We start from the raw sequence: 24,073 nt of genomic DNA, 5'->3' as shown, positions 1-24,073 counted from the left end.
TACGCCTGCCCCTATTCCCTATTCCCTATTCCCTATTCCCTATTCCCTACTGCCTACCCTACTCACGCATCCTTCTCGGCCTGCTCGTTCACCGGCCCCGGCTCGACCGGCGCTTCGGTGGCCGCGATCTTGGGGCCGCCCTTGGCGACCCCGACCATGGCCGGCCGCAGCACGCGCTCGCCGATCGAATAGCCCGGCTGCACGACCTGGACGACGGTGTTGGCCGGCACATCGGGATTGGGCACTTCGAACATCGCCTGGTGGAAATTCGGGTCGAACTTCTCACCTTCCGGTTCGAGCTTCTTCACCCCATGCCGTTCCAGCGTCGACAGCATGGCGCGCTCGGTGATCTCGACGCCGTCGATCAGCGCCTTGAAGCCGGCATCTCCGGCCGCTTTCGCCTCGGCGGGGATAGCATCGAGCGCGCGGCGCAGATTGTCCGACACCGACAGCATGTCGCGGGCGAAATTGGCCACCGCATAGGCGCGCGCATCATGCACGTCGCGGGCGGTGCGGCGGCGCAGATTCTCCATCTCGGCTGCGACGCGCAGCGCGCGGTCCTTCAGCTCCTCGTTTTCCTTCAGCAGCCGCACCAGCGCTTCATAGTCGCCGTCGATGCCGCCTTGCGTGCGCTCGGCCTCGGCCGTTTCGATATCCTCGGGCGCGCGTTCGTCTTTTGTCTGGTCGCTCATCGCCATTTCCCGTCATTCGAATGGTTTGGATTTGCGCCCGATATCGAGGTTTGGCGGCCAAAAATCAAGGGGCAAGCCCAGGAGGACGCCCCAGCAGGCAATGTTGCGGGCAGCCCGTCGGACTTGGTGCGGGGCGCAAGGACGTTCAAAATTAATTCAAACTTTACCGTAACGGCAGCCTTTGCTTGCCAATACCCCGCTATGGGGAACCATTCAAAGCTTGGAGGAGTTTTGAAACCGACACAGGATTTGAGACAATGGACCGCAATACTGGCAACAGAAGCGAAGAGCTCGCCGCCGACATCAGGCGCCAGTTCGGCACCGAGGCGACGACGCGCTTCTTGCGCACCTTGCCGGCCTTCCGCACCGAGGCCGACATTCCCGCCCGTTTCCGGGATCTGCTCGACCGGCTGGACGGCATAGAAGCCAGCATGGCCGGCGGCCAACGCCGTCAATAGCGATGCTATCGCGCGACAATTACGCGCAGTAATTTTGCGTGAGCTTTTCCTTGCGGCAGCGGGACGCCCCGCCTATGCTTCCTGATGAACATGATTTCCCCCGAGACGGCCGCCAACAGCAAGCGCGCCTGGTTGAAGATCCTGGCGCGCTACAAGAAGCCCGACCGGCGACGCAGCACTCTTGAACTCGCCATCACCCTTATTCCTTTCGTTACGCTGTGGGCGCTGTCTTCGGCAGCCTATTCCTATGGCCACTGGTGGGGCTTGATCCTGATCCTTCCCGCCGCCGGTTTTCTGGTGCGGATCTTCATGATCCAGCACGATTGCGGCCACGGCTCCTTCTTCGCCAACCGCACTGCCGACGACTGGATCGGCCGCGCGCTCGGCGTGCTGACGCTGACCCCTTACGATTGCTGGCGGCGCGCGCACGCCACCCATCACGCCAGCGCCGGCAATCTTGACGAGCGCGGCATGGGCGATATCAGGACGTTGACGGTTGCTGAATACCGGCAGCTGTCTTGGCGGGGACGCCTTGCCTATCGTCTCTACCGCCATCCCCTGGTGATGTTCGGCCTTGGCCCGATCTGGCTGTTCATCTTCGAGCAGAGGCTGCCGGTCGGCATGATGCGCGGCGGCCTGACGCCCTGGGTGTCGTCGATGACCACCAATCTCGGCATCGCGGTCGCGGCAGCGCTGCTTATCTGGCTGGTCGGCCCCGGCGCTTTCCTGATCGTCCATTTGCCGATCGTGATCCTGGCCGGATCGGCCGGAATCTGGCTGTTCTACGTCCAGCACCAGTTCGAGGAGACGGAATGGGCGAAGGACGAAGAGTGGGAATTCCAGCGTGCCGCCCTGCACGGCTCGTCCTATTACGATTTGCCGCCGGTGCTGAACTGGTTCACCGGCAATATCGGCGTCCATCACGTGCACCATCTCTCGGCCAAGGTGCCGGGCTACCGGCTGCAGGAAGTGCTGCGCGACTATCCCGAACTGCGCGGCATCGGCCGCGTCACGCTCCTCGACAGCCTGCGCTGCGTCAAGCTTGCGTTGTGGGACGAGAACCGCCGCAAGCTGGTCTCGTTTCGCGAAGCGCGGGCCTTGGCCTAAAAGCAATTCCAGCAAAGTGTGAGGCGGTTTTCCGGGCTTTCGCTTGGGAATTCCGTAAGACAAAGAAAAAAACCGCCGCACCGAAGGCGCGGCGGCATCTCCCAAAAACCGGCTCAGGCAGCCTTGCGCTCCTCGCGCATCCAGACCTTGCAGCCCTGATCATGTCAGGCGCCTTTTCGGCGATCATGATGGACGGTGCATTGGTGTTGCCGCCGATGAGCGCCGATTCCTCCCTCGCGCCCGGCGGATATTTCCGTCCGGACAGCCAGGAGAAGGCCCGATCACAGTCTGTAAAGACAGGCGGAATTACCGTCGCGTCAGCTGTTGCGAACGCGCCGCCAGGAGTATTTCGGCCCCTTCGGCTCCGACGCTTCGGTCGGCTGATAGTAAAGGCCCAGCCCGCCTGTGCGGCCTTCTTCGAGGCGCTTCAGCAGAACCGGGTTGGAGATCTCGAACTCGTCGAAGCCGAGGCGCAGCATATGCGGCAGCTGGTCGACGAGCACCTGGCCCGTGGCGCGGACCGCGCCCTCGAAATCGTAGCGGCTGCGCAGCAATTCGCCCTTGGAAAACGAGCGGCCGTCGCTGAAGGCCGGGAAGGCCAGCGCCACCAGCGACAGCTGGTCGAGCAGATCCACGATCTTTTCCAGCTGGTCGCCCGGCAGCAATGCGACGCCCAGCCGCTCCTTGGCCGAGCGCCGCACCTCGGCATCGAGGCCGAGAAATGCCTGCAACGGCAGGATGAAGCGGCCATTGCCCGCCAGTGCATCCGCACTTTCGGCATGTGTCCACTCGTCTTCGCGAAAACCCGTCGGGGTCCAGAGGCGGGTCTCCGCTGTGGTCTGTTCAGTCATAGAAAATTCCTAAAGCCCTAAAAATCGAAAGTCCGCGAAAGCCGGTCCACACGAAACCGGCGGCCTCCGAGCGGAAGCCGCCGCTGCAGGCCAGCCTCACCTGAATATCACCATAGCTTAAAGGGATGCGTCGGTCAGCGACACTTCCAGTCCCGACAGATGGATGCCGCACTCGGTCTTGGCATGACCGGCCCAGCGTCCGCTTCGCGCATCCTCGCCCGGCTGCACCGGCTGCGTGCATGGGAAGCAGCCGATCGACAGATAGCCGTACGCAACCAGCGGATTTTCGCGCAGCGCATGCGCGCGCATGTAGTCGGCCTGGTCGGATGTCGTCCAGTGCGCCAGCGGATTGACGCGTACGCGCGGGCCGACCGCCTCGAACACCGGCAGCGCGGCTCGCGTCGCCGCCTGGAAGCGCTTGCGGCCGGTCAGCCAGGCCCGGAAGGGGGCGACGCCGCGCGCCAGCGGCTCGACCTTGCGCACGTCGCAGCAGGCATCGGTGTTGCTCTGGTGCAGATTGCCGGTCGGATCGACCCGTTCGAGCGCTGCGTCTTCGGGCTTGATCACCCTGATGTTGGTCAGCCCGAAATCGGCGACCAGCGCATCGCGATAGCCCAGCGTCTCTTCGAAATGCTTGCCGGTGTCCAGGAAGATGACCGGCAGCGTGCGGTCGACCTTGGCGATCATATGCAGCAGGACGGCGGAATCCGCGCCGAAGGACGACACGGCGGCGATCTCGTCATGAAACAATTCGCTCGCCGCGCGTTCGATGATGTCGAGCGGGCTCAGATGTCCATACAGCGCGTCGAAGCCCGCCGCTTTGGCGGCGATGCTGTCGTCGACGTCGACGATGCGGTCAAGCGGCCTTGGTTTCGCCAGCATAGAGCGCCTCCTTGAACGGCGCGGGACCGACACGGCGGTAGGCGTCGATAAAACGTTCACTGGGACCGAGCCGAAGGCCGAGATAGGTGTCGACGATCTGCTCGATGGCGTCGGTGATCTCTTCCGAAGAGAAGCCGCGGCCGATGATTTCGCCAACCGAGGTGTTCTCGTCGGCCGATCCGCCAAGCGTCACCTGGTAGAGCTCGGAGCCCTTCTTCTCGACGCCGAGGATACCGATATGGCCGACATGGTGGTGGCCGCAGGCATTGATGCAGCCGGAAATCTTGAGCTTCAATTCGCCGATCTCACGCTGCCGCTCGAGCGAGGCGAAGCGAAGCGAAATCTCCTGCGCGATCGGGATCGAGCGCGCCGTCGCCAGCGCGCAATAGTCGAGGCCAGGGCACGCGATGATATCGCTGATCAGGTTGGAATTGGCCGTCGCGAGGCCAATGTCGACCAAAGCGTCGTAGACCGCTTTCAAATCGGCGCGCGCCACATGCGGCAGGATCAGGTTCTGCTCATGGCTGACGCGCAATTCGTCGAAAGCGTATTTCTCGGCGATGTCGGCGACCGCTTCCATCTGGCTGTCGGTGGCATCGCCCGGCACCTCGCCGATACCTTTCAGCGAAATCGTCACCGCGGCATAGTCGGGATGGCGATGGGTCACGACATTCTGGTCGAGCCAATCCGAGAAGCTTTTGGAATCGAGCCGCGCCAGCTTGATCGCCGCGTCGCCTTCCGGCCGGGCGGTCAGTGCCGGCGGCGCGAAATAGGCGTCGATGGCACGGATGTCGGCTTCCGGCAGCTTCAGCTCGGCGTCCTTCAGCTCCTGCCATTCGGCCTCGACCTGGCGGGTGATTTCCTCGACGCCGGTCTCGTGGACGAGGATCTTGATGCGCGCCTTGTACTTGTTGTCGCGGCGGCCATAGAGGTTGTACACGCGCAGGATCGCCGTGCAGTAGGACAGCAGGTCGGCTTCCGGCAGGAAGTCGCGGATCTTGCGCGCCACCATCGGCGTGCGGCCCTGGCCGCCACCGACATAGACGGCAAAGCCGAGCTCGCCGGCGGCGTTCTTCTTCAGATGCAGACCGATATCATGCGTCTGGATGGCGGCGCGGTCGCGCTCGGCCCCGGTCACCGCGATCTTGAACTTGCGCGGCAGGAACGAGAATTCCGGATGCACAGACGACCATTGCCGCAGGATCTCGGCATAGGGGCGCGGATCAGCGACCTCGTCGGCGGCGGCGCCGGCAAAGTGATCGGCGGTGACGTTGCGGATGCAATTGCCGCTGGTCTGGATGGCATGCATCTCGACGCTGGCGAGATCGGCCAGGATCGCCGGAATGTCGGACAGCGCCGGCCAGTTGAACTGGATGTTCTGGCGCGTGGTGAAGTGGCCGTAGCCCTTGTCGTATTTGCGCGCGATGTGGCCGAGCATGCGCAGTTGCGCGCTGTTCAGCGTGCCATAGGGCACCGCGATGCGCAGCATGTAGGCGTGCAGCTGCAGGTAGACGCCGTTCATTAGCCGCAGCGGCCGGAACTGATCCTCGGTGATCTCGCCGGACAGCCGGCGTTCGACCTGGTCGCTGAACTCGGCGACGCGGGCCTGGACAAAATCGTGGTCGAACTCATCGTAGCGGTACATGTTTCGTCTTTCAGGGCGCGTCCGCCCGTATTTTGTTAAGCTGCCCGCGCAGCCTGCTTGCCCAGATCTTCCCGGATGGTCGGGCCGGCGGCGCGGATCTTTTCGCGCAGCCGCACCGGCACGACGACGCCATTGACGACTTCAGCGTCGATCAGATTGACGTCGACAACCTGATTGTTGGCGTTGGCCTTGGCGCCGATTGCTTCCAGCCTGTCCTCTGCCGCTTGGTCATGGGCAAGGTCGGCATGGTCGACCGTCTCGGCCCAACCGCCATCGGCGTACCAGACGGCGATGCCGTCGGAGAGGCGGTTTGCGGTCAGTATCTTCATGGCTCGACCTCTGCGTCGGCCGCGTTGGCGGCGCCCTCATAGTTATGTGCCGCAAGCGGCTCGGAACGTTCAAAGTTGGCGCCGGCAACCGCGTCGCCGATGATGGTCATCACAGGACCGGCCAGGTCGGCGCGCTCTTCCAGCGACGGCAAATCGGCCAGCGTGCCGTGGAAACGGCGGCGGTTCTGCAAGCTGGCATTCTCGACCACGGCAACCGCCGTGTCCGGCGACAGGCCGGCCTCGATCAGCCGTCCGGCGACTTCGGCGGCGACCGAGCGGCCCATATAGACGGCGACGGTGGCGCCGGAAATGGCGAGCTTGGCCCAATCCGGCAGCGAATTGCCCTTCAGATCATGGCCGGTGGTGAACACCATCGACGAGGAGACGCCGCGCAGCGTCAGCGGCAGCTCGAAATCGGCGGCGGCGGCAAAGGCGGCGGTGACCCCGGGAACTACATCATAGGCGATGCCGGCATCGCGCAGTGCGGCCATCTCCTCGCCGGCGCGGCCGAACACCAGCGGGTCGCCCGACTTCAGCCGCACGACGCGCTTGCCCTGCCTGCCGAGATCGACCAGCAGCGCATTGATCTCGGCCTGGCTCTTGGTGTGGCATCCCTTGCGTTTTCCGACCGGCAGCCGCTCGGCGTCGCGGCGGCCCATGGCGACGATCGCCTCCGGCACCAGCGCGTCATAGACGATGACGTCGGCTTCCATCAAAAGCCGATGCGCGCGCAGCGTCAGAAGATCCTCAGCACCTGGCCCGGCGCCAACCAACGCGATATGGCCCGAAGCCGGAGCCTTCGACAGCAACAGATCGGCGGCGGCGTCATGCGCCTGCGAAAGCTCGCCGGCTTCGACGGCGCGCGCCGGTGCACCCTGGAAAAAACTGCTCCAGAACTGGCGGCGGGCGTTGCCTTTCGGCAGCAGCTTTTCGGCGGCACCCCGGAACGAGGCGGCAAGCGCTGCCAGCGGCCCGAGCGACGGCGACAGCATGCGGTCGATGCGGCTGCGCAGCATCTGCGCCAGCACCGGACCCGCGCCTTCCGTGCCGATGGCGATGGCGACCGGGGCGCGGTTGACCAGCGCCGGGGTGAAGAAATCGCATAGCTCCGGCCGGTCGACGGCATTGACCGGAATGCCAAGGCGGCGCGCATCGTGGGCGACGCGGCGGTCGAGCGTCTCGTCGCCGCTGGCGGCAAACACCAGGACCGCGCCTTCGAGATGCGCGGCGTCGTAGGGGGCGTCGATACGGATGGCGCCGGTCGTGGCGATGAAGCTCAGCAATTCGGCGTCGGCAACATCGGCAATGATGCGAAGCACAGCGCTTGACTGATCAAGCAGCCGCGCCTTGGCCAACGCTTCGCCTCCGCCGCCGACGATGGCCACGGCTTCGCCTTCGACTCGCATGAAGACCGGGAACGCGGTGAGCTTGGGATTGGCGTGCGGCATGACGAACAGATTCCGGAACAATTCGGCAGTTTTAGGCGCGGACGCGAAAAAGCTGAAGGAACCCACTCGCGCATCCCCTGACGGGAGGCAATCGGTTTTCCGCAAGCCAAACGGCCAAGAGAAAAATATTCCACATCCGCATATCAGGCGGATTCAAGCTGCTGCCGCAGGCTTTGTTCTGCGGCTCTTTTATCCGGGAGCCGGCCAAGCTGCAAAATTATTTTTTCTAAATTCTACCAATCTAGTAGATTAAAGCCGTCACCTCGGACATTGCTCCGATAGACGATAGATCGGGCTCGATATGGCTGCGTGCGATCTCGGCGAACGAAGTGGAACGTTCCCGCTTCGCCACGCGTTCTGCCCCTGCCGTAACAGACAATCGTCGGCTGGATTTGAACCTTCAAACAGGAGCCCGCAAATGAGCAAGATCAACCTGAAACATGGCCTTCTGGTCATGGTGGCCGATGGCGAGAAAGCGCTGTTCCTGAAGAACGAGGGCGACAATCTCTATCCGAACCTGCAGCTCTTCCAGGAGATGAAACAGGACAATCCGGCAACGCGCGAACAAGGCAGCGACAGTCCCGGCCGCTACAATGACGGCCCCTCCGTGCATCGCAGCGCGGTTGAGGAAACCGACTGGCACCGGCAGGGCAAGGAACGCTTTGCCGAAGAGATCGCGGACCGGCTCTACAAGCTCGCCCATCACGGCATCTTCGACGACATCGTGCTGGTCGCGCCGCCGCTGGTGCTCGGCACCATGCGCAAGAAATTGCACAAGGAAGTCACCGACAAGGTGCAGGCGGAGATCCCAAAGACACTGACCAACCGCCCGCTGATCGACATCGAGGCCATGCTGCAGCAGGCAGCCTGACGCTATCTCATAGATCATTCGCGCGCGCAGCGTTTTCGCTGCGCGCGCCTTTCGTTTTTCGGCGCCTCTGGCCACCAATTTACGTCTCGCGGGTTGCGTCGCCCGCACCCCCTCCACCATATTGCAAAGGCGGCGGCTGCGGGCGGCGCACACCCGACATTTCCCGAAAGGCGCTCCATAGACAATGCCGCATGACACGCCCCTTATCGCCACCATCGTCGCCGGTCTGGGGCTGGCATTCATCTTCGGGGCGCTCGCCAACCGTTTTCGCATCCCGCCGCTGGTCGGCTATCTCGTCGCCGGCGTGCTGGTTGGACCGAACACGCCGGGTTTCGTCGCCGATGCCGGTCTTGCCAATGAGCTGGCCGAAATCGGCGTCATCCTGCTTATGTTCGGCGTCGGCCTGCATTTCTCGCTGAAGGATCTTCTCTCCGTCCGCGCCATCGCCGTACCCGGCGCCATCGTCCAGATCGGCTTTGCCACCGCGCTGGGCGCCGGCCTTGCCTGGATGCTCGGCTGGTCGATGGGCGCAGGCCTCGTCTTCGGCCTGGCGCTTTCCGTCGCGTCCACAGTGGTGCTGTTGCGCGCGTTGCAGGAGCGACGGCTGATCGAGACCGAGCGCGGCCGCATCGCCGTCGGCTGGCTGATCGTCGAGGACCTCGCCATGGTGCTGGCGCTGGTGCTTTTGCCGGCGTTGGCCGGCGTGCTCGGCGGCCAGCCGCAGGTCGATGACCATGCGAGCCTTTTGTCGCTGCCGGCCAGCTTCGGCATCTGGGGCGTCGTCGGCCTCACGCTGGCCAAGGTCGTCGCCTTCGTCATCGTCATGCTGGTGGTTGGCCGCCGCGTCATTCCGTGGATCCTGCATTACGTCGCCCATACCGGCTCGCGCGAACTGTTCCGGCTGGCGGTGCTGGCGATCGCGCTCGGCGTCGCCTTCGGCGCCGCCAAACTGTTCGGCGTCTCGCTGGCGCTCGGTGCCTTCTTCGCCGGCATGATCATGAGCGAATCCGAGCTCAGCCACCGCGCGGCGGAGGAATCACTGCCGCTGCGCGACGCCTTCTCGGTGCTGTTCTTCGTCTCGGTCGGCATGCTGTTCGATCCGTTCAGCCTGATGAGCAATGGCTGGCCGATCCTGGCGACGCTGGCCATCATCGTCATCGGCAAGTCGCTGGCCGCCTTCGTCATCGTCATCGCCTTCCGCTATCCGCTGGGAACCGCCTTGATGATCTCGGCCAGCCTCGCGCAGATCGGGGAGTTTTCGTTCATCCTGGCCGAGCTCGGCGTCGGGCTGAAACTGTTGCCCGAACAGGGACGCGACCTGATCCTGGCAGGCGCCATCCTGTCGATCCTGGTCAATCCGCTGATGTTCCTTGCCCTCGACTGGATGAAGCCGTGGCTGGACGCGCGCGCCGCCAAGGCAGCACCACCGGAAGAGGCCAAGCCGGTCGGCCCGGCGACGCAGCCCGGACAAGTGGCCTCGGTGGCCGCCGCGGCAAAAGAGAATGGCCCACCGCCACGCACAACGCTTTCGGGCCACACCATCCTGATCGGCTACGGCCGCGTCGGCAGCCTGGTCGGCGCGGCGCTGAAACAGGCATCGCTGCCCTTCCTGGTCATCGAGGACGCCGACAAGACGCTGGCGAGGCTGAGAGACGACGGCGCCGAAATCGTCTCCGGCAACGCGGCCAATGGGGGCGTGTTTGCCGCCGCCAATCCGCAGGGGGCCAAACGCTTGATCCTTGCCATCCCCAACGCGTTCGAGGCCGGGCAGATCGTGCTCAGGGCACGCGCCGCGAATCCCGGCATCAACGTCATAGCGAGGGCCCATTCCGATGCCGAGGTCGAGCATCTCAAAGGCCTCGGCGCCGACACCGTCATCATGGGCGAACGCGAGATCGCCCGCGGCATCGTGCAAGAAGTGCTGGAGCAAAAGCCGATGCCGCGCCCCGAAGCCATTGAGCCCTCCCCGGCCTGAGCTTGCCACAGGCGCATCGATCATCCAACGAAGGCGGAGCCGCCATTGTGCGCGACGCTGGCGAGATACTTTGCCGGCGGCTTGCCAAGCGCCTTCTTGAACATGGTGATGAAGGCGGTGACGGAGCCATAGCCAAGATCGCCTGAAACCTGCTGCACGCTGGCAACCGAGGCCAGCTCCCTTATGGCGACGATCAGATGCAATTGCTGGCGCCAGCGGCCGAAGCTCAGTCCGGTCTGCTTCACCACAAGACGGGCGAGACTGCTTTCTGAGAGCGCGACGCGACTGGCCCACTCTGCAAGCGTGCTGCGGTCGGCAGGGTCTTGCGCCAACGCATCGGCGATCCGCCGCAAGCGCGGCTCGGCGGAGATCGGCAGATGCAGCTGCTGGACCGGCATGCGCGGCAGTTCGGAGAGCAGGATCGTGGTCAGCAGCACGTCCCTCGCCTCATCCTCCTCCACGCGATCGGCCAGCTCGATGATCAGTTCGCGCAACAATGGCGAGATCGACAGCGTGCAGCAGCGGTCCGGCAGATCGGCGGCTCCCGGCTCGATATAGACGAAGAAAATCCGCGCATTGGCGGTGGCGATATTGCTGTGTCCCATGCCACCGGGAATCCACACCCCGCAATGCGGCGGCACCATCCACAGACCGCTTTGGACGCGGCAGGTGACGCCACCGCCGAGCGCGAAGACGAGCTGGCCCTTCCGATGCCAATGGGCAGCCACTTCCGCTTTGGTTTCGGTAACGTCGACGCGCACGGCAATCGCAGGTGCCTGCACATCATCGACATCGAAATTGACCCAGGGGTAGCGGAGCGGCTGTCTCATGATTGATGGCTTTTAGCGACTATTCGCCGTGATAGCTAAATTCTTTGATGCGGGGAGTCGATAGACTCTGGTTCGTGGCTGGCATGTCACAACGGCAGGAAGGCTTCCCATGCGCGCGCTTGTCATCTCTCCCGAGAGCATCACCCGGATCAGTCTCGCCGAGGTCGAGGACCCTCGGCCCCTCCCCAACGAAGCGCTTGTCTGCGTCCACGCAACCTCGTTGAACCGCGGTGAATTGCGCCTGCTCACCATACGCCCGGAAGGCTGGATACCTGGCCAGGACGTGGTTGGAGTAATCAAGCGGGCGGCAGCCGATGGCTCCGGGCCTGCCGTCGGCGCCCGGGTTGTGGCTTTGGTGGACGAGGCCGGCTGGGCCGAACGGGTCGCCGTTCCGACCGACCGTCTCGCAGTCATCCCGGACGAGGTCAGCTTCGGGTCCGCCGCCACGCTTCCGGTCGCGGGCACGACGGCGCTCAGGGTCTTGCGCCATGGCGGCGACCTCGCGGGACAGCAGGTGTTGATCACCGGCGCCAGCGGCGCGGTCGGCGGTTTCCAGATCCAGATCGCCCGCGAGCAAGGCGCCGCGGTGACTGCAATCGCCGCCGCCCGGCACGCCGAGGATCTCCGCGGTCTTGGTGCTCACGAAGTCGTCGAGTCGATCGAACTGGCCGAAGGGCCATTCTCTCTGATCACCGAGTCGGTCGGCGGCCAAAGCCTCGCCCATGCCATCGAACGCGTCGCCCCCGGCGGCACCATCGTCATGTTCGGTTCGAGCAGCGGCGAACTCACGCCGGTTGGTTTCAGACAATTCGTTCCAGGCCATGAGGGAGCGAGGCTTCAGACTTTCGCCTACTACACATCCGGTCCAGCCATTGGCGCGGACATCGCCTCGCTGCTCGCTCTGGTCGCGGCTGGCCGGCTGGAAACCCGCGTGTCCATGACCGTGCCGTGGACAGACATCGCCCAGGCTCTGGACGCCCTGCGACAGCGCAGCTTCAGCGGCAAGGCTGTTCTCACCATCGCCGAATGAGCAGTCTGTCAGCGCTCAGACGTGCTGGCCGCCATTGATGTGGATTTCCGAGCCCGTCACATAGGACGCCTGCTGCGAGCACAGGAAGAAGATGATGTCGGCGACTTCCGAGGTGGCGCCAAGGCGCCTGAGTGGGATCGTCTCGACGATCTTGTCGGTGCCAGGCGACAGGATCGCGGTGTCGATCTCGCCCGGCGCAATCGCATTGACGCGGATGCCGTGCGGGCCGAAATCATGCGCCATCTCGCGCGTCAGCGAGCCGAGTGCCGCCTTCGAGGTCGCATAGGCGGTGCCGGCGAAAGGATGCACGCGCGTGCCGGCGATCGAGGTGACGTTGACGATCGAACCTTTTGCTGCCGCAAGCTCCTTGAAGAGACCACGCGCGAGCATGATCGGCGCGAAGAAATTTACCTGGAACACATCGCGCCAGACATGCATCGGCGTGTCGATCGAATCCATGCGGCTGTTGCCGTCCTTGAGCTTCGGCGAAATGCCGGCATTGTTGACCAGCGCGTGTAATTGCCCGCCATGCGCTTCCAGCCGGTGACGGATCTCCGAGACGGCGATGCCGACATCCTCCTGGTCGGCGAGATCGACCTTGATGTGGTCCTCCGGGCCGGCCGGCCACGGGCAATCCTCGGCAAAAGCCTGGCGCGAACAGGTGATGACCCGCCAGCCCTCACGCGAAAAGCGCTTGACCGTGGCATGGCCGATGCCGCGGCTGGCTCCGGTCAGCACGATGGTTTTTCTGATGTCGGTCTCAGCCATGTCTGTCACTCCGGCCGGAGATGTAGCCGAATGCCGCGAAGGTGGCGAGAGGCCGAATTGTCACCGCAGCTCTCATATGAGGAACGGATTGCCAGCTCGCATTTGATTCGAAGCTAGAATGACGAGCCGCTCAGCCGCCGCCGAGAATATCCAGGATTGAGGTTTTCCGCTTCTTGGTCGGGCCGCCGACGCTGCCCGGCGGTACCGGATGCTTGATCGAGGCCGTGGTGCCGCCGTCGCCCGGCATGTCGAAACCGTCGGCATCGACGGTTTCGGCCGGACGGCGGACCGGTGCTTGTGCGGGTACAGCAGCAGGTGCCGGCGCGGCAGCAGGCTCAGAACGGCTGACGGCCACGGCAGGCAACGGCGCCGCCTGATTGTTATCGACTGACGGAATATCGTCTGGCACGATGGTGTCGGGCGGCGTCGACTTCCAGGTGCCGGGCAGCGGCCGGACCGGCACACCTTCATGCGCGGCCACCATGAACTCGTGCCAGGCCTGTGCCGGCAGCGCGCCACCGGTGACCTTCTTCATCGGCGTGCCGTCATCATTGCCGAACCACACGCCGGTGGTGAGGTTTGCGGTGTAGCCGACGAACCAGGCGTCGCGCGAATTCTGGCTGGTTCCGGTCTTGCCGGCCGACGGCCAGGCGAAGGCCGCCTTCCTGGCCGTGCCGATCTCGACCGTGCCGGTCATCATCGAGTTCATCATGCCGACAATGTTCTGCTTGACGACGCGCGGCGCGCTGCCGCCATTGTCGTCATAGAGCACCTTGCCTTCGGTCGTGGTGATGCGGCGGATGAAATGGATGTCGGGCTTGTAGCCGCCATTGGCGAACGGCACATAGGCCGATGTCAGCTCCAGCGGCGTCACTTCCGAAGTGCCGAGCGCGATCGAGGTGTTGGCGATCAGATCGGATTGGATGCCCATGCGGTGCGCCGCCTCGACCACCGCGTCGGGGCCGACCTCCATGGTCAGCTGCGCCGCGACGGAATTCAGCGACTTCGCCAAAGCGGTCGCCAACGTCACCTTGCCGAAATACTTGCCGCCGTAATTGTCCGGTGTCCACTTGCCGATCTTGATCGGTGCGTCGTTGCGCACGCTGTCGGGCGTGCGGCCGGCTTCCAGCGCGGCCATATAGACGAACGGCTTGAACGCCGAGCCCGGCTGGCGGCGTGCTTCGGAGGCGCGGTCGAACTGGCTGGTCGAATAGTCGTAGCCGCCGACCATGGCGCGCACGGCGCCGGAATTGTCGATCGAGACCAGCGCGCCTTGGCTGACATTGAGCTTCTTGCCGCTCTCGTCGATCAGCCGGCGGATCGACTGTTCGGCGAGCTTCTGCAGGTTGAGGTCGACGGTGGTGTCGACGACGATGTCGCTGCGCACGTCGCCGATCAAATCGGGCAATTCTTCCATGATGGTGTCGGCGACATAGTTTTCCGAGCCGGTCCAATAGGATGGCGCGCGCGTTGCCGGCGCGCTCATCGCCGAGGCCAGTTCCTTGGCGCTGATCTTGCCTTCGTCGCGCATGGCGGCCAGCACCAGTTGCGAGCGCTCCTCCGCCGCCTTCGGATCCCGCGCCGGCGACAGTCGCGACGGCGCCTTCAAGAGGCCGGCGAGAAGGGCCGCCTCCGACAGAGTGACATCGCGCGCGCTCTTGCCGAAATAGCGACGCGAGGCCGCCTCGACGCCATAGGCGCCGGAGCCGAAATAAACCCGGTTGAGGTACATTTCGAGGATCTGGTCCTTGGTATGCTTGTGCTCCAGCCAGAGCGACAGCAGCACTTCCTGCACCTTGCGCTCCAGCGTGCGGTCGGGCTTCAGGAACAGGTTCTTGGCCAGCTGCTGGGTCAGCGTCGAGCCGCCCTGCGAGAAACGCCGGCCCAGAACGTTGGTCACCATGGCGCGCGATAGGCCGATCGGGTCGATGCCGAAATGCGAATAAAAGCGGCGATCCTCGATGGCGATGACGGCTTCCGGAATGTAGGGCGACATTTCGTGCAGGCCGACCGCCTCCCCGCCGCTCATGCCGCGGTTGGCAAGCAGTTGCCCGTCGACCGAGACGATCTTGATGTTGGGCGCGCGGTCGGGGATCGACCAGGTGGTGGCCGCCGGCATCTTGGCGCCGTAATAGACGACAATGCCGGCCACCGCGATGCCGCCCCAGATGCAGAGCACGAAGCACCAGTAGAACATCCGCGCCATCACGCCGAACAGCCCGCGCCGGGGTTTGCCGCGCCGGCCGCGTGAGGATGATTTTGCTCTGGAGGTTTTGCGCGCCGTGGAGGATTTGCGATTGCCCGGCACGACGCGATCCTCCTCGTTCACCGAGAAACCGGCCGCGGATTTCGTCTTTGGCGATCCCTCGAAGCTGGGTTCGATGCGACTGTCTCTGCGGTTCGCCATGCGTTGCGCTGTCTTCCCGGTGTCAATGGCGCTCGGGTTGGAGGGTAGATGCGGCGGTTTAAGGGCGCGTTAAAGCAGGGCTCGTGCAGGCCGTTGAAACTCCTTACGAAATTCTTAATCCGTTACCGCGCGTTACCGCCGCCGTTACCGCTCTGTTCACGTCGCTTGACGCGCGCGTCAGCAAAGCGGTCCGCAGCCTCCAACACGGCGCGATCATACTGCTTGGTGGTGGTGGTTGCGCTATGCCCGGCGACCTTGCTGGCATCGTCCAGACTGGCATCGGATGCCCTGCCCTCGGTGATGCCTGAAGCCCGCAAGTCTCGCGCCCAAAGGGTCACCGGAAGACCTGCCACCTTGCGGTCGACCGACCAGCGCTGCGCGAAAATCGTGGCGCGCCAGGGCAAGCCGTTTTCCTCGGCCACGATGATCGGCCCCTTGCGCTTCTCGATCGGCCAGTGCTGCAGCTCTTCCATGACCATCGGCGCCTTCCTCAGCGAATAGGAAATGCTGATGCCTGTGCTATCGGCGGTCTTGGATGGCGTGTAGTGCAGCACCATGTCGGCGTCGATGTCTTCCCAGCGAAGGCCAAACCATTTCAGATCCCGGTCGGCGTCAAGCACTTCGGAAATTCCGCCCATGTCCATCGGCCACCACTGGCCGATCACGTCCCACAACCGAAGCACCGTCTCGAAGCACAAGGCATAGGCGAGCGCCGACGAAGGCCGGCCGGCCTGATGCGCTGCCGCGCGCGCCGCGATGATCTGGGTGGCGGTGGCGGACTGTTTGCGGGGCTTGGGGTGCGGGAGCCTCTTTGCAGTCTCGCGCATGACGACCGACAATTCCGAACAGCCGGGCAAGCGCATCATGATGCCGAAGCTGACTGCAGCGAAAAGAACGGCGCGCGCGGTCGACGCAGCGGCGAGATAACGCCCGTTCTCCGACCAAACGTCATGCCAGTCGATGAGGTCAACGCCGGTTGTTTCGTCAAGCCGGACGCTGCCTATGTGGCCCTTCAGGTTCTTCAGATAGTGGTTATAGGGCCGCAGCGAACCGGGTTTCAGCTTCCGGTATGGGCTGCGCTTGTGCGTCTCGTAGATGGTCAGGAGCGACTTGATCGTTCCGTCGAACTTCAGAGGGTCGGCACGGTAGCCGGTGCGCCATAGAAGCATCTCGGCTTGGAGCGAATGGCATTTCGCCTTCAGCATCTCCGGCTGATCGGCCAGATAGTAGAGGTTCACCGTTTTCGGGATGTAGCCGTTCTTTACGTCATTTTCGTCGGCAACCCAGTGCGGCACTCTGCCGCCAGCGCGCTTGATCCATTTCAGACCTGGGGCCTTTGTCGCGTCTTCGTTTTCCATTGGCTTGCGTCCGCTTTGCCGGGTGGCGCTGTTGCCGTGGTCGAGCCGGTTCCAAGGTAATTTTCATAGAACCGCTGCACCAAGGCGACCGGGCGCCCTCCGTGAAATTCATCAATAGCCGGGAAACCGGGCTTGTTGGCAAGGGTCGGCAGGCGCTCGCGCATCCATTTGCCTGCTTTATCCTTCCCGACGATGGCCTCTGCGATCTGCTCGTCCGATGCGAACATGGGCAGATCGTCGAGGGTTGCCCCGGCGCGGGTCATCTGCCCGCCCTCGCGCAGGTCCAGAACCACAGGCCGGCGTTGTCACAATGTTGCTGTGCTTTCGAAAAATTGCTGAAATCGCCGTTCATCCGGCGCGCTCCATCGATTGGCAAGCGTTTTCGAGCCGATTGGTTGAGCCGTTCAGCGCTTCGCGTATCGGCGTCAATGTGCCGTCATCATCCAGATCTGACGTGTTGCCCAGGGCCAACCAAATGGTGCGCAGTTCGTCTCGCACTTGGTGAAGCTGGTCGATCGCTGAGAGCGGGACAACCCGGCCGCCTCCTAGTGGATCGCCCTCCCCGCTGAGCAACCATTCCCACCGGACGCCATAGCCAGCCGCATACAGGCGGGCGACTTCATAGTCGAAAGCGCGGTTTCCGCTCTCGTGGCCCGCATATGTGCCGGGCGGCACTTTCAGCGCTTCGGCGCCGCCGCTGACGGTGTGGATACCGGCCTGAGTTCTCGCCCAGGCCAGCCGCGCGCCAGCGGTCTTGATCTTGCTCGTAATGCTGACGACTTGGATCACTTCGCACCTGCCTTCGGACCTTCATGGCCCTCAAGCGCATCGGTAACGGGTCCAAGGAGTTCGTCGGCGGCGGCAAGAGCATCAACGATGCTGGTTGCCATATTCACATGGCCGCCTTCCTGGATCGCCCAGGCCGCTGCACCGCAAACCCGGACGATTGCAGCCGCTTGGATGCAGCAAGACATTATCAGATCTGCAGACATGTCTCTGTGATCGATGAAGCGGCTCATTTGCCACCTTCCCGGGTAAGCTGCCAATCGATGTCCCCGGCAATCTTGGCCAACTCCGCGACAACCGATGCAGGGCTGTCGGTGCCCCCGTCATACTGGCCGACTATGATCCCAAACTTAAGTTCGCCTTCGTCTCGGGTGCTGACTGGCCTTTGCAACACGGCCTCGCGTATGTCGTCGATCTCGCAGCCGATATTGTTGCGGAGGAACTCTAGTATCTCGCCAGCTTCGTTGTACGGTTGACCGTCATCCGGGCCGTTGAAACGAGGCTGCTCCTGAAGACCGCTGAGAACTTGGGCGACAGTGGTCAGCGTCTCGACGAGTGCCGACAGTTGCTTGAGCGAGAGATGGTCGGTTTTGAAGCCGAGCGGGTGCGCTGGGCGGCTCATTCCGCACCGCCTTCCGACTTGCCCATGGTTTTGACCACGGCAACCATTGTCGCCATCGCGTAGCGGTTGACCTCGCCCAGGAAACCGATCTCGACGCCGGTCAGATGGTTGCGGGACGGCAAGCGTTCTTCCTGCCGGAGTCGGCACATATCGTTGACGATGCAGCCGAGAAGTGTGGTTGCGCCGTTGGTCGGGTGACGGCCGATGAAGTCGAGATATTCGCGCGCCAGTTCGTGGCCTTTGTCGCAGTCCTTGCCGAAATGGCCGGTTGCGTCGACATTCCAGTAGCAGATGCCACCGCCGGCATCGCGGCCTTTGCGGTGCATAAACGACAGGGTGTCAGCCTCATGCGCTATCTTCGCAGCGGGGCGACCAGTTTGAATTTTCGCCGATGCGGTGTTATGTAACGCCTTGGTCATCTTCAATATCCTTTGTCGGTGATCGTGGGGAGCCGCCGTGCAAGGCGGTTTCATTTCGAACGACGATCAGATTGAGCTTGCCGGCTCGCTGGTCGTCGTTTTCGTTTCGTCCATGCGGTTACGGATGCACCGCACGATTTCAGAATTTTGAGAACTTCCGTTCCGCGCGGCCTGCGTGGCGATGAATGCCTTTACGTCTGCCGGCAGTCTCACCAGAAATTTCGGGTCCGCCCGACTCATGTCCTTTCCTTTCCGTTAACCAAGACGGAATATAGCACCGTGCTAGGTTGCGAGCAATAGCACCGTGCTATATATCCCCAGCCTATGGCGCGCGAAGATCCCCAGATAAACATCCGGCTACCGGCGAACTTGAAAGAGCGCCTGGAGGAGCGCGCCGAACGCAACAACCGCAGCACCACCGCTGAAATCGTCGCTCGGCTGGAACAGTCCTTTCTCGGCCCCAAGCATCCGCCGTCGATCACGATCCGCTTGGAGGCGTTGCCGTTTGGGACGCCTGCCATCGACGTATCTATCGGCACATTCTTTTCCGACCTGTCGAAGACGCTGAAAGAAAGCATCGAAAGCATTCGCGCCGCTGAACGGGTCGAACGGCTTGCGGAGCGCGAGCGCGCCGCAAATAGCCTCGAACCCGCACAAGATGCCGGTATCGACGACGCAAGAATCGTTGTCTCGGTCGCGGCGGAAAATACCGAACGGCGCCGACTAAAACGGTTGGCCAAGCTCGAACGCGACGCTGCCGCCGCTAAGGCAGCCCAAGACGATGAAAGCGGCGAATAGCTCACGCCGCGCAATCCTTCAGCAGAAACGTTAGCACCTTGTGGACGGCGCGGGTGTCGGCCGCGTTGCTGAATTCGCCGCCGTCGTAAACGCCGGGCTGACTGTTGAGATAGTGGCACCAGCCCCAAACCATCGCGGCGACCCGCGCCCCATCCATGGTCTCGGGCGTGAGCGTCAGGATTCGGTCGGAGAGCTCCGAGCATCGATGGGATGCGGCCGCAATAGAGGGGTCTTTGTCGAAGTCCTCTCCTGAATCGCTGAAGGCGGCGCGCTCGTCCGCCCAGGCCTTGCGGAATTCGACGCCAAGGGCGATCAGGTCAGCGTCAGTATGCATAAGGCTTGATAAGGGGGTGGGGTTCATTGAAAGCTCCATCGGATGCGATGGATACTATTCAAGCACCGCTTAACCATATAGTCAAGCCACGCTTAACACCTTTTCAAGTTCCGCTTCACCTTGTTCGGCGCCGGAACCTTCGATGCTCGTTCATTGTGCCGACAATGCGGCCAGGATTCTTGGCTGAGATGGTCAGCGTAGGATAGTCGGGGTTGAGCGGGTAAAGTTCGATGATCGGCTGGCCGTTGTCGTCCAAGCCGCGCGGGCGGTACTTCTTGAAAGTTGCCTCTTCCTCACTCTCAATGGCGGCCACCACGCAATCGCCAGGCAGAGGCCGAAGGCCGGTGTCGACTATAATCACGTCGCCGCTCTGAAATTCGGGAAGCATGCTGTCGCCATCGATTTCCAAAGAAAAGGCGTATCCGGCCGGCTCCCAATGGATTTCAAAAGCTTGGGTATCTGGGGGCAGTGGCTGCTCGGCAATGACTGGTGACCAAGAGCCTGCTGTCACGCGGCTGATCAGCGGCGCGGCGAAAACCTTGCCTTCCGCTTTGAAAGGGAGCAACTCGCGCCGGCCACCAGCTGGGGCTAGATCGATACCCAGCAAATTGCTGAGCTTGATCAATCTGCCTCCAGTCGGCGTGGTGGTGTCACTTTCCCATTGGGATACAGCCTGAAGACTTACGCCCATGGAATTGGCGACCGAGGCCAGCGTCAAATCCTTCGCCTTGCGCGCGGCTTTGATGGTTTCCCCCAAGGTCATGAAAAAATCCTCCGTTTCAATTCAAGAGACTAAAGCCAGACTTGATTAATTCAAGCAAGCTTCACTTGAACTTATGGTTAAGCCGTGCTTGAATTTCACTTCGCAAATCAAGCCAGGGGTGCAGAACTTCATGAGTGATCCGGACGGAAAGAGCGGCCTCGAACTGGCCGTTGAAGCAATCGGCCAGGCCAAGAAGCTTGCCGAGATGCTGGATATCACGCCGCAGGCCGTAAGCCAGTGGAAGCAGATCCCGCACGACCGCGTGATTGCAGTCGAGCGGCTGACAGGCATCCATCGTGGCCGCCTCCGTCCCGACCTGTACCCGCCGGAACTGCCGTCAGTTGATTTGGTGCGAGCATCGGCATGACGGCGGCGCAATGACCAGCGGCGTTTTCGCGGTGTCTCGCGACATCTTCGAACATCATTTTTTCGCGGCGGAACCGTTCACCGAGCGCGAGGCATGGGTTTGGCTGATCCGCGAGGCGGCATGGAAAGCGCGGCGCGTTCGGGTCAAGGACGGCATGGTAGCATTGAAGCGCGGCCAGCTCGCGTCATCGGTCAGGTTCATGGCCGATCTGCTGGCAATGGCACCGGTCCAGTGTCGACCGCTTTCTAAAGCGTCTAAAAACCGAGACAATGATCAGCATCTCCGTCGAGACAGGGCAGAGCGTCATAACTATCTGTAAATACGACACTTATCAGCGCGTCAGCCTTCCAGCCGAGACAGCTAGGGAGACACCAAGCGAGACGACCGCGAGACAACCCCGAGACAAACAAGAAGACATTAAAGGCATTGAAGGCATTAAAAAGAAGAACAACGCGCCTTCGGCTGTGGTCGACAAAGTTCCCCCTCAAGCCGTCCAACCCAACCCGGCAGAAAACAAGAATGACCGCGAGGGCGGGCCGGATTGGCACGGGTCGGCCGAAGAGAAGTTTTATGCCGCCCTGCCCGGATGGCAGAAAGCCGGAGTGCCGCGCGGGATGCTGTTTCAGATCGGCGAGCATCTTGGCGGCGACTTCGATCAGTTGATTGACATCGCTGGTCGAGCCGCGAGCGCCAAAAAGCCAAAGGCCTATCTCGGCGGAGTGCTGAAACAATACCGCCCCCCGGCGCCGGCAAAGGTCGATCCCCAATTACCGGCATGGATCACAGACGCGCGCTGCCAGGGTTACCCGGTCGAGCGGGAAGGCACGTACTGGCGCTTCGCTGGCGGCCTCTACGACGACACCAAGCAACAGGTCGGCAACTGATGCATGAGCTGAGCGAACTCGGAATTTTCATCAATGATCGCGATGGCGAGCAGCGGACTACCTGCCCGTCTTGTTCCCCGCATCGCCGGAAGAAAAAGGACAAATGCCTTGCTGTCAGGATCGACGGAGACGGAGCAACCTACTTCTGCCACCACTGCGGTTTCAACGGTGGCGTTCGAACAGGGCAAGCTTTCGGCGGCGGCAAAGGACTACGCAAAGACGGTCCGGGGCATAAGCGCGACGACTTTGGCGCAGCTCGGCGCCGCCTCAGGAACGGTCTACTTTCCTCGCCGTCTTGAACGCAAAAGCGAGGCCGTTTTCTTCCCCTACACGCTCAGCGGCAAGCGGGTGAACTACAAGGCCTGCGCCTTCCCAGAGAAGGATTTCATCGGCGAGAAGGGCGGCAAGCTTTGCTTCTACAATCTCGACCGCGTGTTGGCCGCGCCCCCCGGCGATGTCTACATGGTCGAAGGCGAATGGGACTTGGCCGCCATGGTCGAGGCCGGTTTACCGATCGGCCGGATTCTGTCTGTGCCAAACGGCGGCCGGGAGAAGAAGGAAGGCGCGGACGACAAGCCAGCGGAGCCCGCCGGCTATGAGTACGTCGAACAGGCTCTGGCGCGCGGCCTCGGCAAGCACAAGCGTTTTATCTGGTGCGGGGACATGGACGACACCGGGCTTTCGCTCCGGACGGACATGGCCCATCTGCTCGGCGCCGCCAAGTTCTGGTTCATCGACTGGCCCGAAGGTATCAAAGACGCCAACGACATGTTGCGCGCTGATGGCATCGAAGCGCTGAAAGACCTGGTCACCAATGGTGCGTTGCCGTGGCCGGTCGGCGGTCTCTACAGGCTCGCGGAACTGCCGGAGATGGCGCCGATCCGAGCTTGGGAGGTTCCCCGCATGCCGGCCTGGCGCGGCAAGATCCTTTTCGCGCCCGGCACCATGTCAGTGGTCACCGGTCACCCTGGCCACGGCAAGACGGCAGTGATGGCGCAGGTTTGGGCCGACATCGCCGACAAATACGGGCTGGTCATCGCCACGGCCACGTTTGAGACGCGGGCCAAGCCACACTACCGGCGCATCCTGCGGACGCTGCATGCAGGCCGTCTGGAGCGAGAAATGACGCCGGAAGAAATCCGGTACTCGGACCAGTGGATAAACGACCACTACCTGTTCATGCAGCACCCGGAGCAGACGCCAACGCTAGGCTGGCTACTTGAAACGGCAGAGGCCGCGGTGGTCAGGCACGGCGCATCAGTGGTGCAGCTCGACCCATGGAACCGACTGGAAAGCCAGCGCGAGGCTCGGGAAACAGAAACCGAATACATCGGCCGCTGCCTGACGGCGATCTACAAATTTTCGCAGGACATGGGCTGTCACGTCCAAGTGTTGGCCCATCCGGCGAAAATGGACGGGCCGCGCAAAGGTTCGCCCCCGGAGCTCGACGACATAGCCGGCTCAAAGCATTGGGACAACCGCGTTGACCAGGGCTTGGTCGTGCACCGCCCGAAGATGTTCGACGAGGGCCAACGCTGCACCGATGCGGTGATCTTCCACAAGAAGACCCGCTTCGACGAGCTGGGCCATCCCTGCAAGCTGAAGATCAACTTCAACATCCAGAACGGGAGGTTTGAAGATGCCGAATAAGGAAAAATCCGAGCGGCTTCCGTGGTCTGTTGAACAGGCGTTGCTTGTCCACACGAGCATCAATCTCGCGGCCCGCGCCGCTGTAATCGGCATCTGGTGCGAGTTGCCAGACAAGACTTGGTTGGCAATGAAACCCGTCCTGGAGCGGTGGATAGCGATCGGCAACGCCAATAGGGCGGATCTGCGGCGGATCATTGACGAGGTTGATTACCGGCGCCGCGAATTTCCCCGAGGCCTGACACTTTCGAACGACAACAAAGGGCGTTGCCATGACCGTGATTGAAGCTTCGGGCGGGGGCTGGATTGTGGTTTCTCGCGGCGAAACCTTGGCGGGACCGTTTCCGACCAACGCGGAAGCCTGGCGCGCGGCTGATCGCATCGAGGGCTCGCCCATATCGCCAGCCGAAAAGCGGGCTGACTGGATCTCGAACAAGATCCTGTCGAGCGGGCCGGCAGAAAACGGGTTGCAGGAAAACCCGTTTCCCACCCTTCCGAAGCAGACCCGGCAGGAGAAGAAACAGGCCGCTAAGAAACGGCGGACGAAAGAGCGGCGGAAGCGCGCTGCAGCAAAGGCTCCGAAATGGCTGCGGACAATAGCGGCGACTGACTTCGACCCGAAGGGAAAGCGCAATTATCGGGATGCGCAGCTCGGGACATTTGGCGCGGCATCGCCCGTCCGCCACATCAGTCCAGCGGAATATCTAGCGGCAAGCGAAGGGAACGAAAATTGAGCGGTTCGCAAGCGTTCGTTCACCAATCTTTCGGCTACCGGTGGGCAGACACCGAGAATGTCGGGGAA

Annotated in this window: 31 protein-coding genes; 13 read left to right on the top strand and 18 right to left on the bottom strand. The window is 62.7% G+C overall.

Going from position 1 to position 24,073, the window contains the following annotated elements; all coding sequences use genetic code 11:
* Positions 1-62 precede the first annotated feature (62 nt).
* Positions 63-692, bottom strand: coding sequence for a nucleotide exchange factor GrpE (grpE, locus tag NKI05_RS13565; protein WP_023691975.1), 630 nt, complete (start codon positions 690-692; stop codon positions 63-65).
* Between the two features lie 257 nt (positions 693-949).
* On the opposite strand from grpE, the gene NKI05_RS13560 reads away from it, so the two are divergent.
* Together NKI05_RS13560 and NKI05_RS13555 are read left to right on the top strand one after the other, a co-directional pair.
* Positions 950-1,150, top strand: coding sequence for a hypothetical protein (locus NKI05_RS13560; protein WP_023669766.1), 201 nt, complete (start codon positions 950-952; stop codon positions 1,148-1,150).
* An 84-nt stretch (positions 1,151-1,234) separates the two neighbouring features.
* Positions 1,235-2,257 carry a fatty acid desaturase gene (locus NKI05_RS13555; protein WP_023669767.1) on the top strand — a complete coding sequence of 341 codons (1,023 nt, stop codon included), beginning with the start codon at positions 1,235-1,237 and terminating at the stop codon, positions 2,255-2,257.
* Between the two features lie 317 nt (positions 2,258-2,574).
* Here the strand turns inward: NKI05_RS13555 and NKI05_RS13550 are convergent, their stop codons facing one another.
* The 5 genes from NKI05_RS13550 to cysG form a co-directional block, all read right to left on the bottom strand.
* Complete coding sequence (locus NKI05_RS13550; RefSeq protein WP_023814712.1) at positions 2,575-3,108, bottom strand: DUF934 domain-containing protein; 534 nt, start codon at positions 3,106-3,108, stop codon at positions 2,575-2,577.
* Positions 3,109-3,225: 117 nt separating this feature from the next.
* Entirely contained in the window at positions 3,226-3,990 is a 765-nt protein-coding gene (locus NKI05_RS13545) for a phosphoadenylyl-sulfate reductase (RefSeq protein ID WP_023698193.1), read from the bottom strand.
* Positions 3,965-5,635, bottom strand: a complete 1,671-nt coding sequence (locus NKI05_RS13540) for a nitrite/sulfite reductase (RefSeq protein WP_023683051.1) — start codon at positions 5,633-5,635, stop codon at positions 3,965-3,967. The genes NKI05_RS13545 and NKI05_RS13540 overlap by 26 nt, the downstream gene beginning before the upstream one ends.
* A 35-nt stretch (positions 5,636-5,670) precedes the next feature.
* Positions 5,671-5,964, bottom strand: a complete 294-nt coding sequence (locus NKI05_RS13535) for a DUF2849 domain-containing protein (RefSeq protein ID WP_023737532.1) — start codon at positions 5,962-5,964, stop codon at positions 5,671-5,673.
* Positions 5,961-7,412, bottom strand: a complete 1,452-nt coding sequence (cysG, locus tag NKI05_RS13530; protein WP_023713439.1) for a siroheme synthase CysG — start codon at positions 7,410-7,412, stop codon at positions 5,961-5,963. The genes NKI05_RS13535 and cysG overlap by 4 nt, the downstream gene beginning before the upstream one ends.
* Between cysG and NKI05_RS13525 the strand changes: the two genes are divergently transcribed.
* The 3 genes from NKI05_RS13525 to NKI05_RS13515 all read left to right on the top strand — a co-directional run bounded on the left by NKI05_RS13525 (position 7,411) and on the right by NKI05_RS13515 (position 10,258).
* Positions 7,411-7,665, top strand: a complete 255-nt coding sequence (locus NKI05_RS13525) for a hypothetical protein (protein ID WP_155929519.1) — start codon at positions 7,411-7,413, stop codon at positions 7,663-7,665. The genes cysG and NKI05_RS13525 overlap by 2 nt on opposite strands.
* A 165-nt stretch (positions 7,666-7,830) precedes the next feature.
* On the top strand, positions 7,831-8,283 hold the full coding sequence (locus NKI05_RS13520) for a baeRF12 domain-containing protein (protein ID WP_023700117.1): 453 nt from the start codon (positions 7,831-7,833) through the stop codon (positions 8,281-8,283).
* 184 nt (positions 8,284-8,467) lie between these two features.
* A complete protein-coding gene (locus NKI05_RS13515) occupies positions 8,468-10,258 on the top strand; it encodes a cation:proton antiporter domain-containing protein (RefSeq protein WP_023814713.1) in 1,791 nt (596 codons plus the stop codon).
* Positions 10,259-10,278: 20 nt separating this feature from the next.
* On the opposite strand, the gene NKI05_RS13510 is transcribed toward NKI05_RS13515, so the two are convergent.
* Positions 10,279-11,088 (bottom strand): AraC family transcriptional regulator, encoded by an 810-nt coding sequence (locus NKI05_RS13510; RefSeq protein ID WP_352792456.1) that lies wholly within the window; start codon positions 11,086-11,088, stop codon positions 10,279-10,281.
* A gap of 109 nt (positions 11,089-11,197) precedes the next feature.
* Between NKI05_RS13510 and NKI05_RS13505 the strand changes: the two genes are divergently transcribed.
* Positions 11,198-12,118, top strand: coding sequence for a zinc-binding dehydrogenase (locus NKI05_RS13505; protein ID WP_023814715.1), 921 nt, complete (start codon positions 11,198-11,200; stop codon positions 12,116-12,118).
* A gap of 15 nt (positions 12,119-12,133) precedes the next feature.
* Here the strand turns inward: NKI05_RS13505 and NKI05_RS13500 are convergent, their stop codons facing one another.
* From NKI05_RS13500 to NKI05_RS13460, 9 genes are all read right to left on the bottom strand, one after another.
* Positions 12,134-12,886: an SDR family NAD(P)-dependent oxidoreductase gene (locus NKI05_RS13500; protein ID WP_023686590.1), complete on the bottom strand. Its 753-nt coding sequence runs from the start codon at positions 12,884-12,886 to the stop codon at positions 12,134-12,136.
* Positions 12,887-13,016: 130 nt separating this feature from the next.
* A complete protein-coding gene (locus tag NKI05_RS13495) occupies positions 13,017-15,293 on the bottom strand; it encodes a transglycosylase domain-containing protein (RefSeq protein ID WP_352792454.1) in 2,277 nt (758 codons plus the stop codon).
* Between the two features lie 122 nt (positions 15,294-15,415).
* Entirely contained in the window at positions 15,416-16,651 is a 1,236-nt protein-coding gene (locus NKI05_RS13490) for a site-specific integrase (protein WP_023820564.1), read from the bottom strand.
* On the bottom strand, positions 16,615-16,944 hold the full coding sequence (locus NKI05_RS13485; RefSeq protein ID WP_023820563.1) for a hypothetical protein: 330 nt from the start codon (positions 16,942-16,944) through the stop codon (positions 16,615-16,617). The genes NKI05_RS13490 and NKI05_RS13485 overlap by 37 nt, the downstream gene beginning before the upstream one ends.
* Before the next feature lie 55 nt (positions 16,945-16,999).
* Complete coding sequence (locus NKI05_RS13480; RefSeq protein WP_352792453.1) at positions 17,000-17,440, bottom strand: helix-turn-helix domain-containing protein; 441 nt, start codon at positions 17,438-17,440, stop codon at positions 17,000-17,002.
* On the bottom strand, positions 17,437-17,670 hold the full coding sequence (locus NKI05_RS13475; protein WP_352792452.1) for a hypothetical protein: 234 nt from the start codon (positions 17,668-17,670) through the stop codon (positions 17,437-17,439). Before NKI05_RS13475 ends, NKI05_RS13480 begins: the two co-directional genes overlap by 4 nt.
* Positions 17,667-18,059: a hypothetical protein gene (locus NKI05_RS13470; RefSeq protein ID WP_352499015.1), complete on the bottom strand. Its 393-nt coding sequence runs from the start codon at positions 18,057-18,059 to the stop codon at positions 17,667-17,669. Before NKI05_RS13470 ends, NKI05_RS13475 begins: the two co-directional genes overlap by 4 nt.
* Positions 18,056-18,484, bottom strand: coding sequence for a hypothetical protein (locus NKI05_RS13465; RefSeq protein ID WP_352792451.1), 429 nt, complete (start codon positions 18,482-18,484; stop codon positions 18,056-18,058). The genes NKI05_RS13470 and NKI05_RS13465 overlap by 4 nt, the downstream gene beginning before the upstream one ends.
* 60 nt (positions 18,485-18,544) lie before the next feature.
* Positions 18,545-18,718: an Arc family DNA-binding protein gene (locus tag NKI05_RS13460; RefSeq protein ID WP_081731199.1), complete on the bottom strand. Its 174-nt coding sequence runs from the start codon at positions 18,716-18,718 to the stop codon at positions 18,545-18,547.
* 84 nt (positions 18,719-18,802) lie between these two features.
* On the opposite strand from NKI05_RS13460, the gene NKI05_RS13455 reads away from it, so the two are divergent.
* The gene (locus tag NKI05_RS13455; RefSeq protein ID WP_352792450.1) at positions 18,803-19,276 is read left to right on the top strand and encodes an Arc family DNA-binding protein; all 474 of its coding nucleotides are present in this window, start codon (positions 18,803-18,805) and stop codon (positions 19,274-19,276) included.
* A gap of 1 nt (position 19,277) precedes the next feature.
* Here NKI05_RS13455 and NKI05_RS13450 read toward each other — a convergent pair whose 3' ends face one another.
* Positions 19,278-19,637, bottom strand: a complete 360-nt coding sequence (locus tag NKI05_RS13450; RefSeq protein ID WP_352792449.1) for a hypothetical protein — start codon at positions 19,635-19,637, stop codon at positions 19,278-19,280.
* 88 nt (positions 19,638-19,725) lie between these two features.
* Complete coding sequence (locus NKI05_RS13445) at positions 19,726-20,373, bottom strand: LexA family protein (protein ID WP_023820555.1); 648 nt, start codon at positions 20,371-20,373, stop codon at positions 19,726-19,728.
* An 88-nt stretch (positions 20,374-20,461) separates the two neighbouring features.
* Here NKI05_RS13445 and NKI05_RS13440 point away from each other — a divergent pair, with 88 nt between their 5' ends.
* The 6 genes from NKI05_RS13440 to NKI05_RS13415 are packed head-to-tail and all read left to right on the top strand — an operon-like array spanning position 20,462 to position 24,005.
* The gene (locus tag NKI05_RS13440) at positions 20,462-20,740 is read left to right on the top strand and encodes a transcriptional regulator (protein ID WP_245260507.1); all 279 of its coding nucleotides are present in this window, start codon (positions 20,462-20,464) and stop codon (positions 20,738-20,740) included.
* A 10-nt stretch (positions 20,741-20,750) separates the two neighbouring features.
* The gene (locus tag NKI05_RS13435; RefSeq protein WP_352792448.1) at positions 20,751-21,059 is read left to right on the top strand and encodes a hypothetical protein; all 309 of its coding nucleotides are present in this window, start codon (positions 20,751-20,753) and stop codon (positions 21,057-21,059) included.
* On the top strand, positions 21,010-21,624 hold the full coding sequence (locus NKI05_RS13430; RefSeq protein ID WP_352792447.1) for a hypothetical protein: 615 nt from the start codon (positions 21,010-21,012) through the stop codon (positions 21,622-21,624). The genes NKI05_RS13435 and NKI05_RS13430 overlap by 50 nt, the downstream gene beginning before the upstream one ends.
* Positions 21,625-21,657: 33 nt before the next feature.
* Positions 21,658-23,274, top strand: coding sequence for an AAA family ATPase (locus NKI05_RS13425; protein ID WP_352792446.1), 1,617 nt, complete (start codon positions 21,658-21,660; stop codon positions 23,272-23,274).
* A complete protein-coding gene (locus NKI05_RS13420) occupies positions 23,264-23,557 on the top strand; it encodes a hypothetical protein (protein WP_352792445.1) in 294 nt (97 codons plus the stop codon). Before NKI05_RS13425 ends, NKI05_RS13420 begins: the two co-directional genes overlap by 11 nt.
* A complete protein-coding gene (locus NKI05_RS13415) occupies positions 23,544-24,005 on the top strand; it encodes a hypothetical protein (RefSeq protein WP_352792444.1) in 462 nt (153 codons plus the stop codon). Before NKI05_RS13420 ends, NKI05_RS13415 begins: the two co-directional genes overlap by 14 nt.
* The last annotated feature ends 68 nt before the right edge of the window (positions 24,006-24,073 follow it).

The sequence above is a fragment of the Mesorhizobium sp. M0771 genome (assembly GCF_040320155.1).
Classification (GTDB): domain Bacteria; phylum Pseudomonadota; class Alphaproteobacteria; order Rhizobiales; family Rhizobiaceae; genus Mesorhizobium.
The sequence above is the reverse complement of the archived record's forward strand: the minus strand, read 5'-3'. Positions and strand labels throughout refer to the sequence as shown.

Bases quoted from the DNA above. Each gene is read 5' to 3' on its own strand.
- NKI05_RS13540 (WP_023683051.1), bottom strand. From the start codon at position 5,635: ATGTACCGCTACGATGAGTTCGACCACGATTTTGTCCAGGCCCGCGTC.
- NKI05_RS13475 (WP_352792452.1), bottom strand. From the start codon at position 17,670: ATGAGCCGCTTCATCGATCACAGAGACATGTCTGCAGATCTGATAATG.
- NKI05_RS13560 (WP_023669766.1), top strand. From the start codon at position 950: ATGGACCGCAATACTGGCAACAGAAGCGAAGAGCTCGCCGCCGACATC.
- NKI05_RS13415 (WP_352792444.1), top strand. From the start codon at position 23,544: ATGACCGTGATTGAAGCTTCGGGCGGGGGCTGGATTGTGGTTTCTCGC.
- NKI05_RS13490 (WP_023820564.1), bottom strand. From the start codon at position 16,651: ATGGAAAACGAAGACGCGACAAAGGCCCCAGGTCTGAAATGGATCAAG.
- NKI05_RS13460 (WP_081731199.1), bottom strand. From the start codon at position 18,718: ATGAGTCGGGCGGACCCGAAATTTCTGGTGAGACTGCCGGCAGACGTA.
- NKI05_RS13495 (WP_352792454.1), bottom strand. From the start codon at position 15,293: ATGGCGAACCGCAGAGACAGTCGCATCGAACCCAGCTTCGAGGGATCG.
- NKI05_RS13515 (WP_023814713.1), top strand. From the start codon at position 8,468: ATGCCGCATGACACGCCCCTTATCGCCACCATCGTCGCCGGTCTGGGG.
- cysG (WP_023713439.1), bottom strand. From the start codon at position 7,412: ATGCCGCACGCCAATCCCAAGCTCACCGCGTTCCCGGTCTTCATGCGA.
- NKI05_RS13450 (WP_352792449.1), bottom strand. From the start codon at position 19,637: ATGAACCCCACCCCCTTATCAAGCCTTATGCATACTGACGCTGACCTG.
- NKI05_RS13510 (WP_352792456.1), bottom strand. From the start codon at position 11,088: ATGAGACAGCCGCTCCGCTACCCCTGGGTCAATTTCGATGTCGATGAT.
- NKI05_RS13430 (WP_352792447.1), top strand. From the start codon at position 21,010: ATGATCAGCATCTCCGTCGAGACAGGGCAGAGCGTCATAACTATCTGT.
- NKI05_RS13435 (WP_352792448.1), top strand. From the start codon at position 20,751: ATGACCAGCGGCGTTTTCGCGGTGTCTCGCGACATCTTCGAACATCAT.
- grpE (WP_023691975.1), bottom strand. From the start codon at position 692: ATGAGCGACCAGACAAAAGACGAACGCGCGCCCGAGGATATCGAAACG.
- NKI05_RS13445 (WP_023820555.1), bottom strand. From the start codon at position 20,373: ATGACCTTGGGGGAAACCATCAAAGCCGCGCGCAAGGCGAAGGATTTG.
- NKI05_RS13420 (WP_352792445.1), top strand. From the start codon at position 23,264: ATGCCGAATAAGGAAAAATCCGAGCGGCTTCCGTGGTCTGTTGAACAG.
- NKI05_RS13470 (WP_352499015.1), bottom strand. From the start codon at position 18,059: ATGAGCCGCCCAGCGCACCCGCTCGGCTTCAAAACCGACCATCTCTCG.
- NKI05_RS13545 (WP_023698193.1), bottom strand. From the start codon at position 3,990: ATGCTGGCGAAACCAAGGCCGCTTGACCGCATCGTCGACGTCGACGAC.
- NKI05_RS13520 (WP_023700117.1), top strand. From the start codon at position 7,831: ATGAGCAAGATCAACCTGAAACATGGCCTTCTGGTCATGGTGGCCGAT.
- NKI05_RS13550 (WP_023814712.1), bottom strand. From the start codon at position 3,108: ATGACTGAACAGACCACAGCGGAGACCCGCCTCTGGACCCCGACGGGT.
- NKI05_RS13500 (WP_023686590.1), bottom strand. From the start codon at position 12,886: ATGGCTGAGACCGACATCAGAAAAACCATCGTGCTGACCGGAGCCAGC.
- NKI05_RS13505 (WP_023814715.1), top strand. From the start codon at position 11,198: ATGCGCGCGCTTGTCATCTCTCCCGAGAGCATCACCCGGATCAGTCTC.
- NKI05_RS13555 (WP_023669767.1), top strand. From the start codon at position 1,235: ATGAACATGATTTCCCCCGAGACGGCCGCCAACAGCAAGCGCGCCTGG.
- NKI05_RS13455 (WP_352792450.1), top strand. From the start codon at position 18,803: ATGGCGCGCGAAGATCCCCAGATAAACATCCGGCTACCGGCGAACTTG.
- NKI05_RS13425 (WP_352792446.1), top strand. From the start codon at position 21,658: ATGATCGCGATGGCGAGCAGCGGACTACCTGCCCGTCTTGTTCCCCGC.
- NKI05_RS13525 (WP_155929519.1), top strand. From the start codon at position 7,411: ATGACGAACAGATTCCGGAACAATTCGGCAGTTTTAGGCGCGGACGCG.
- NKI05_RS13535 (WP_023737532.1), bottom strand. From the start codon at position 5,964: ATGAAGATACTGACCGCAAACCGCCTCTCCGACGGCATCGCCGTCTGG.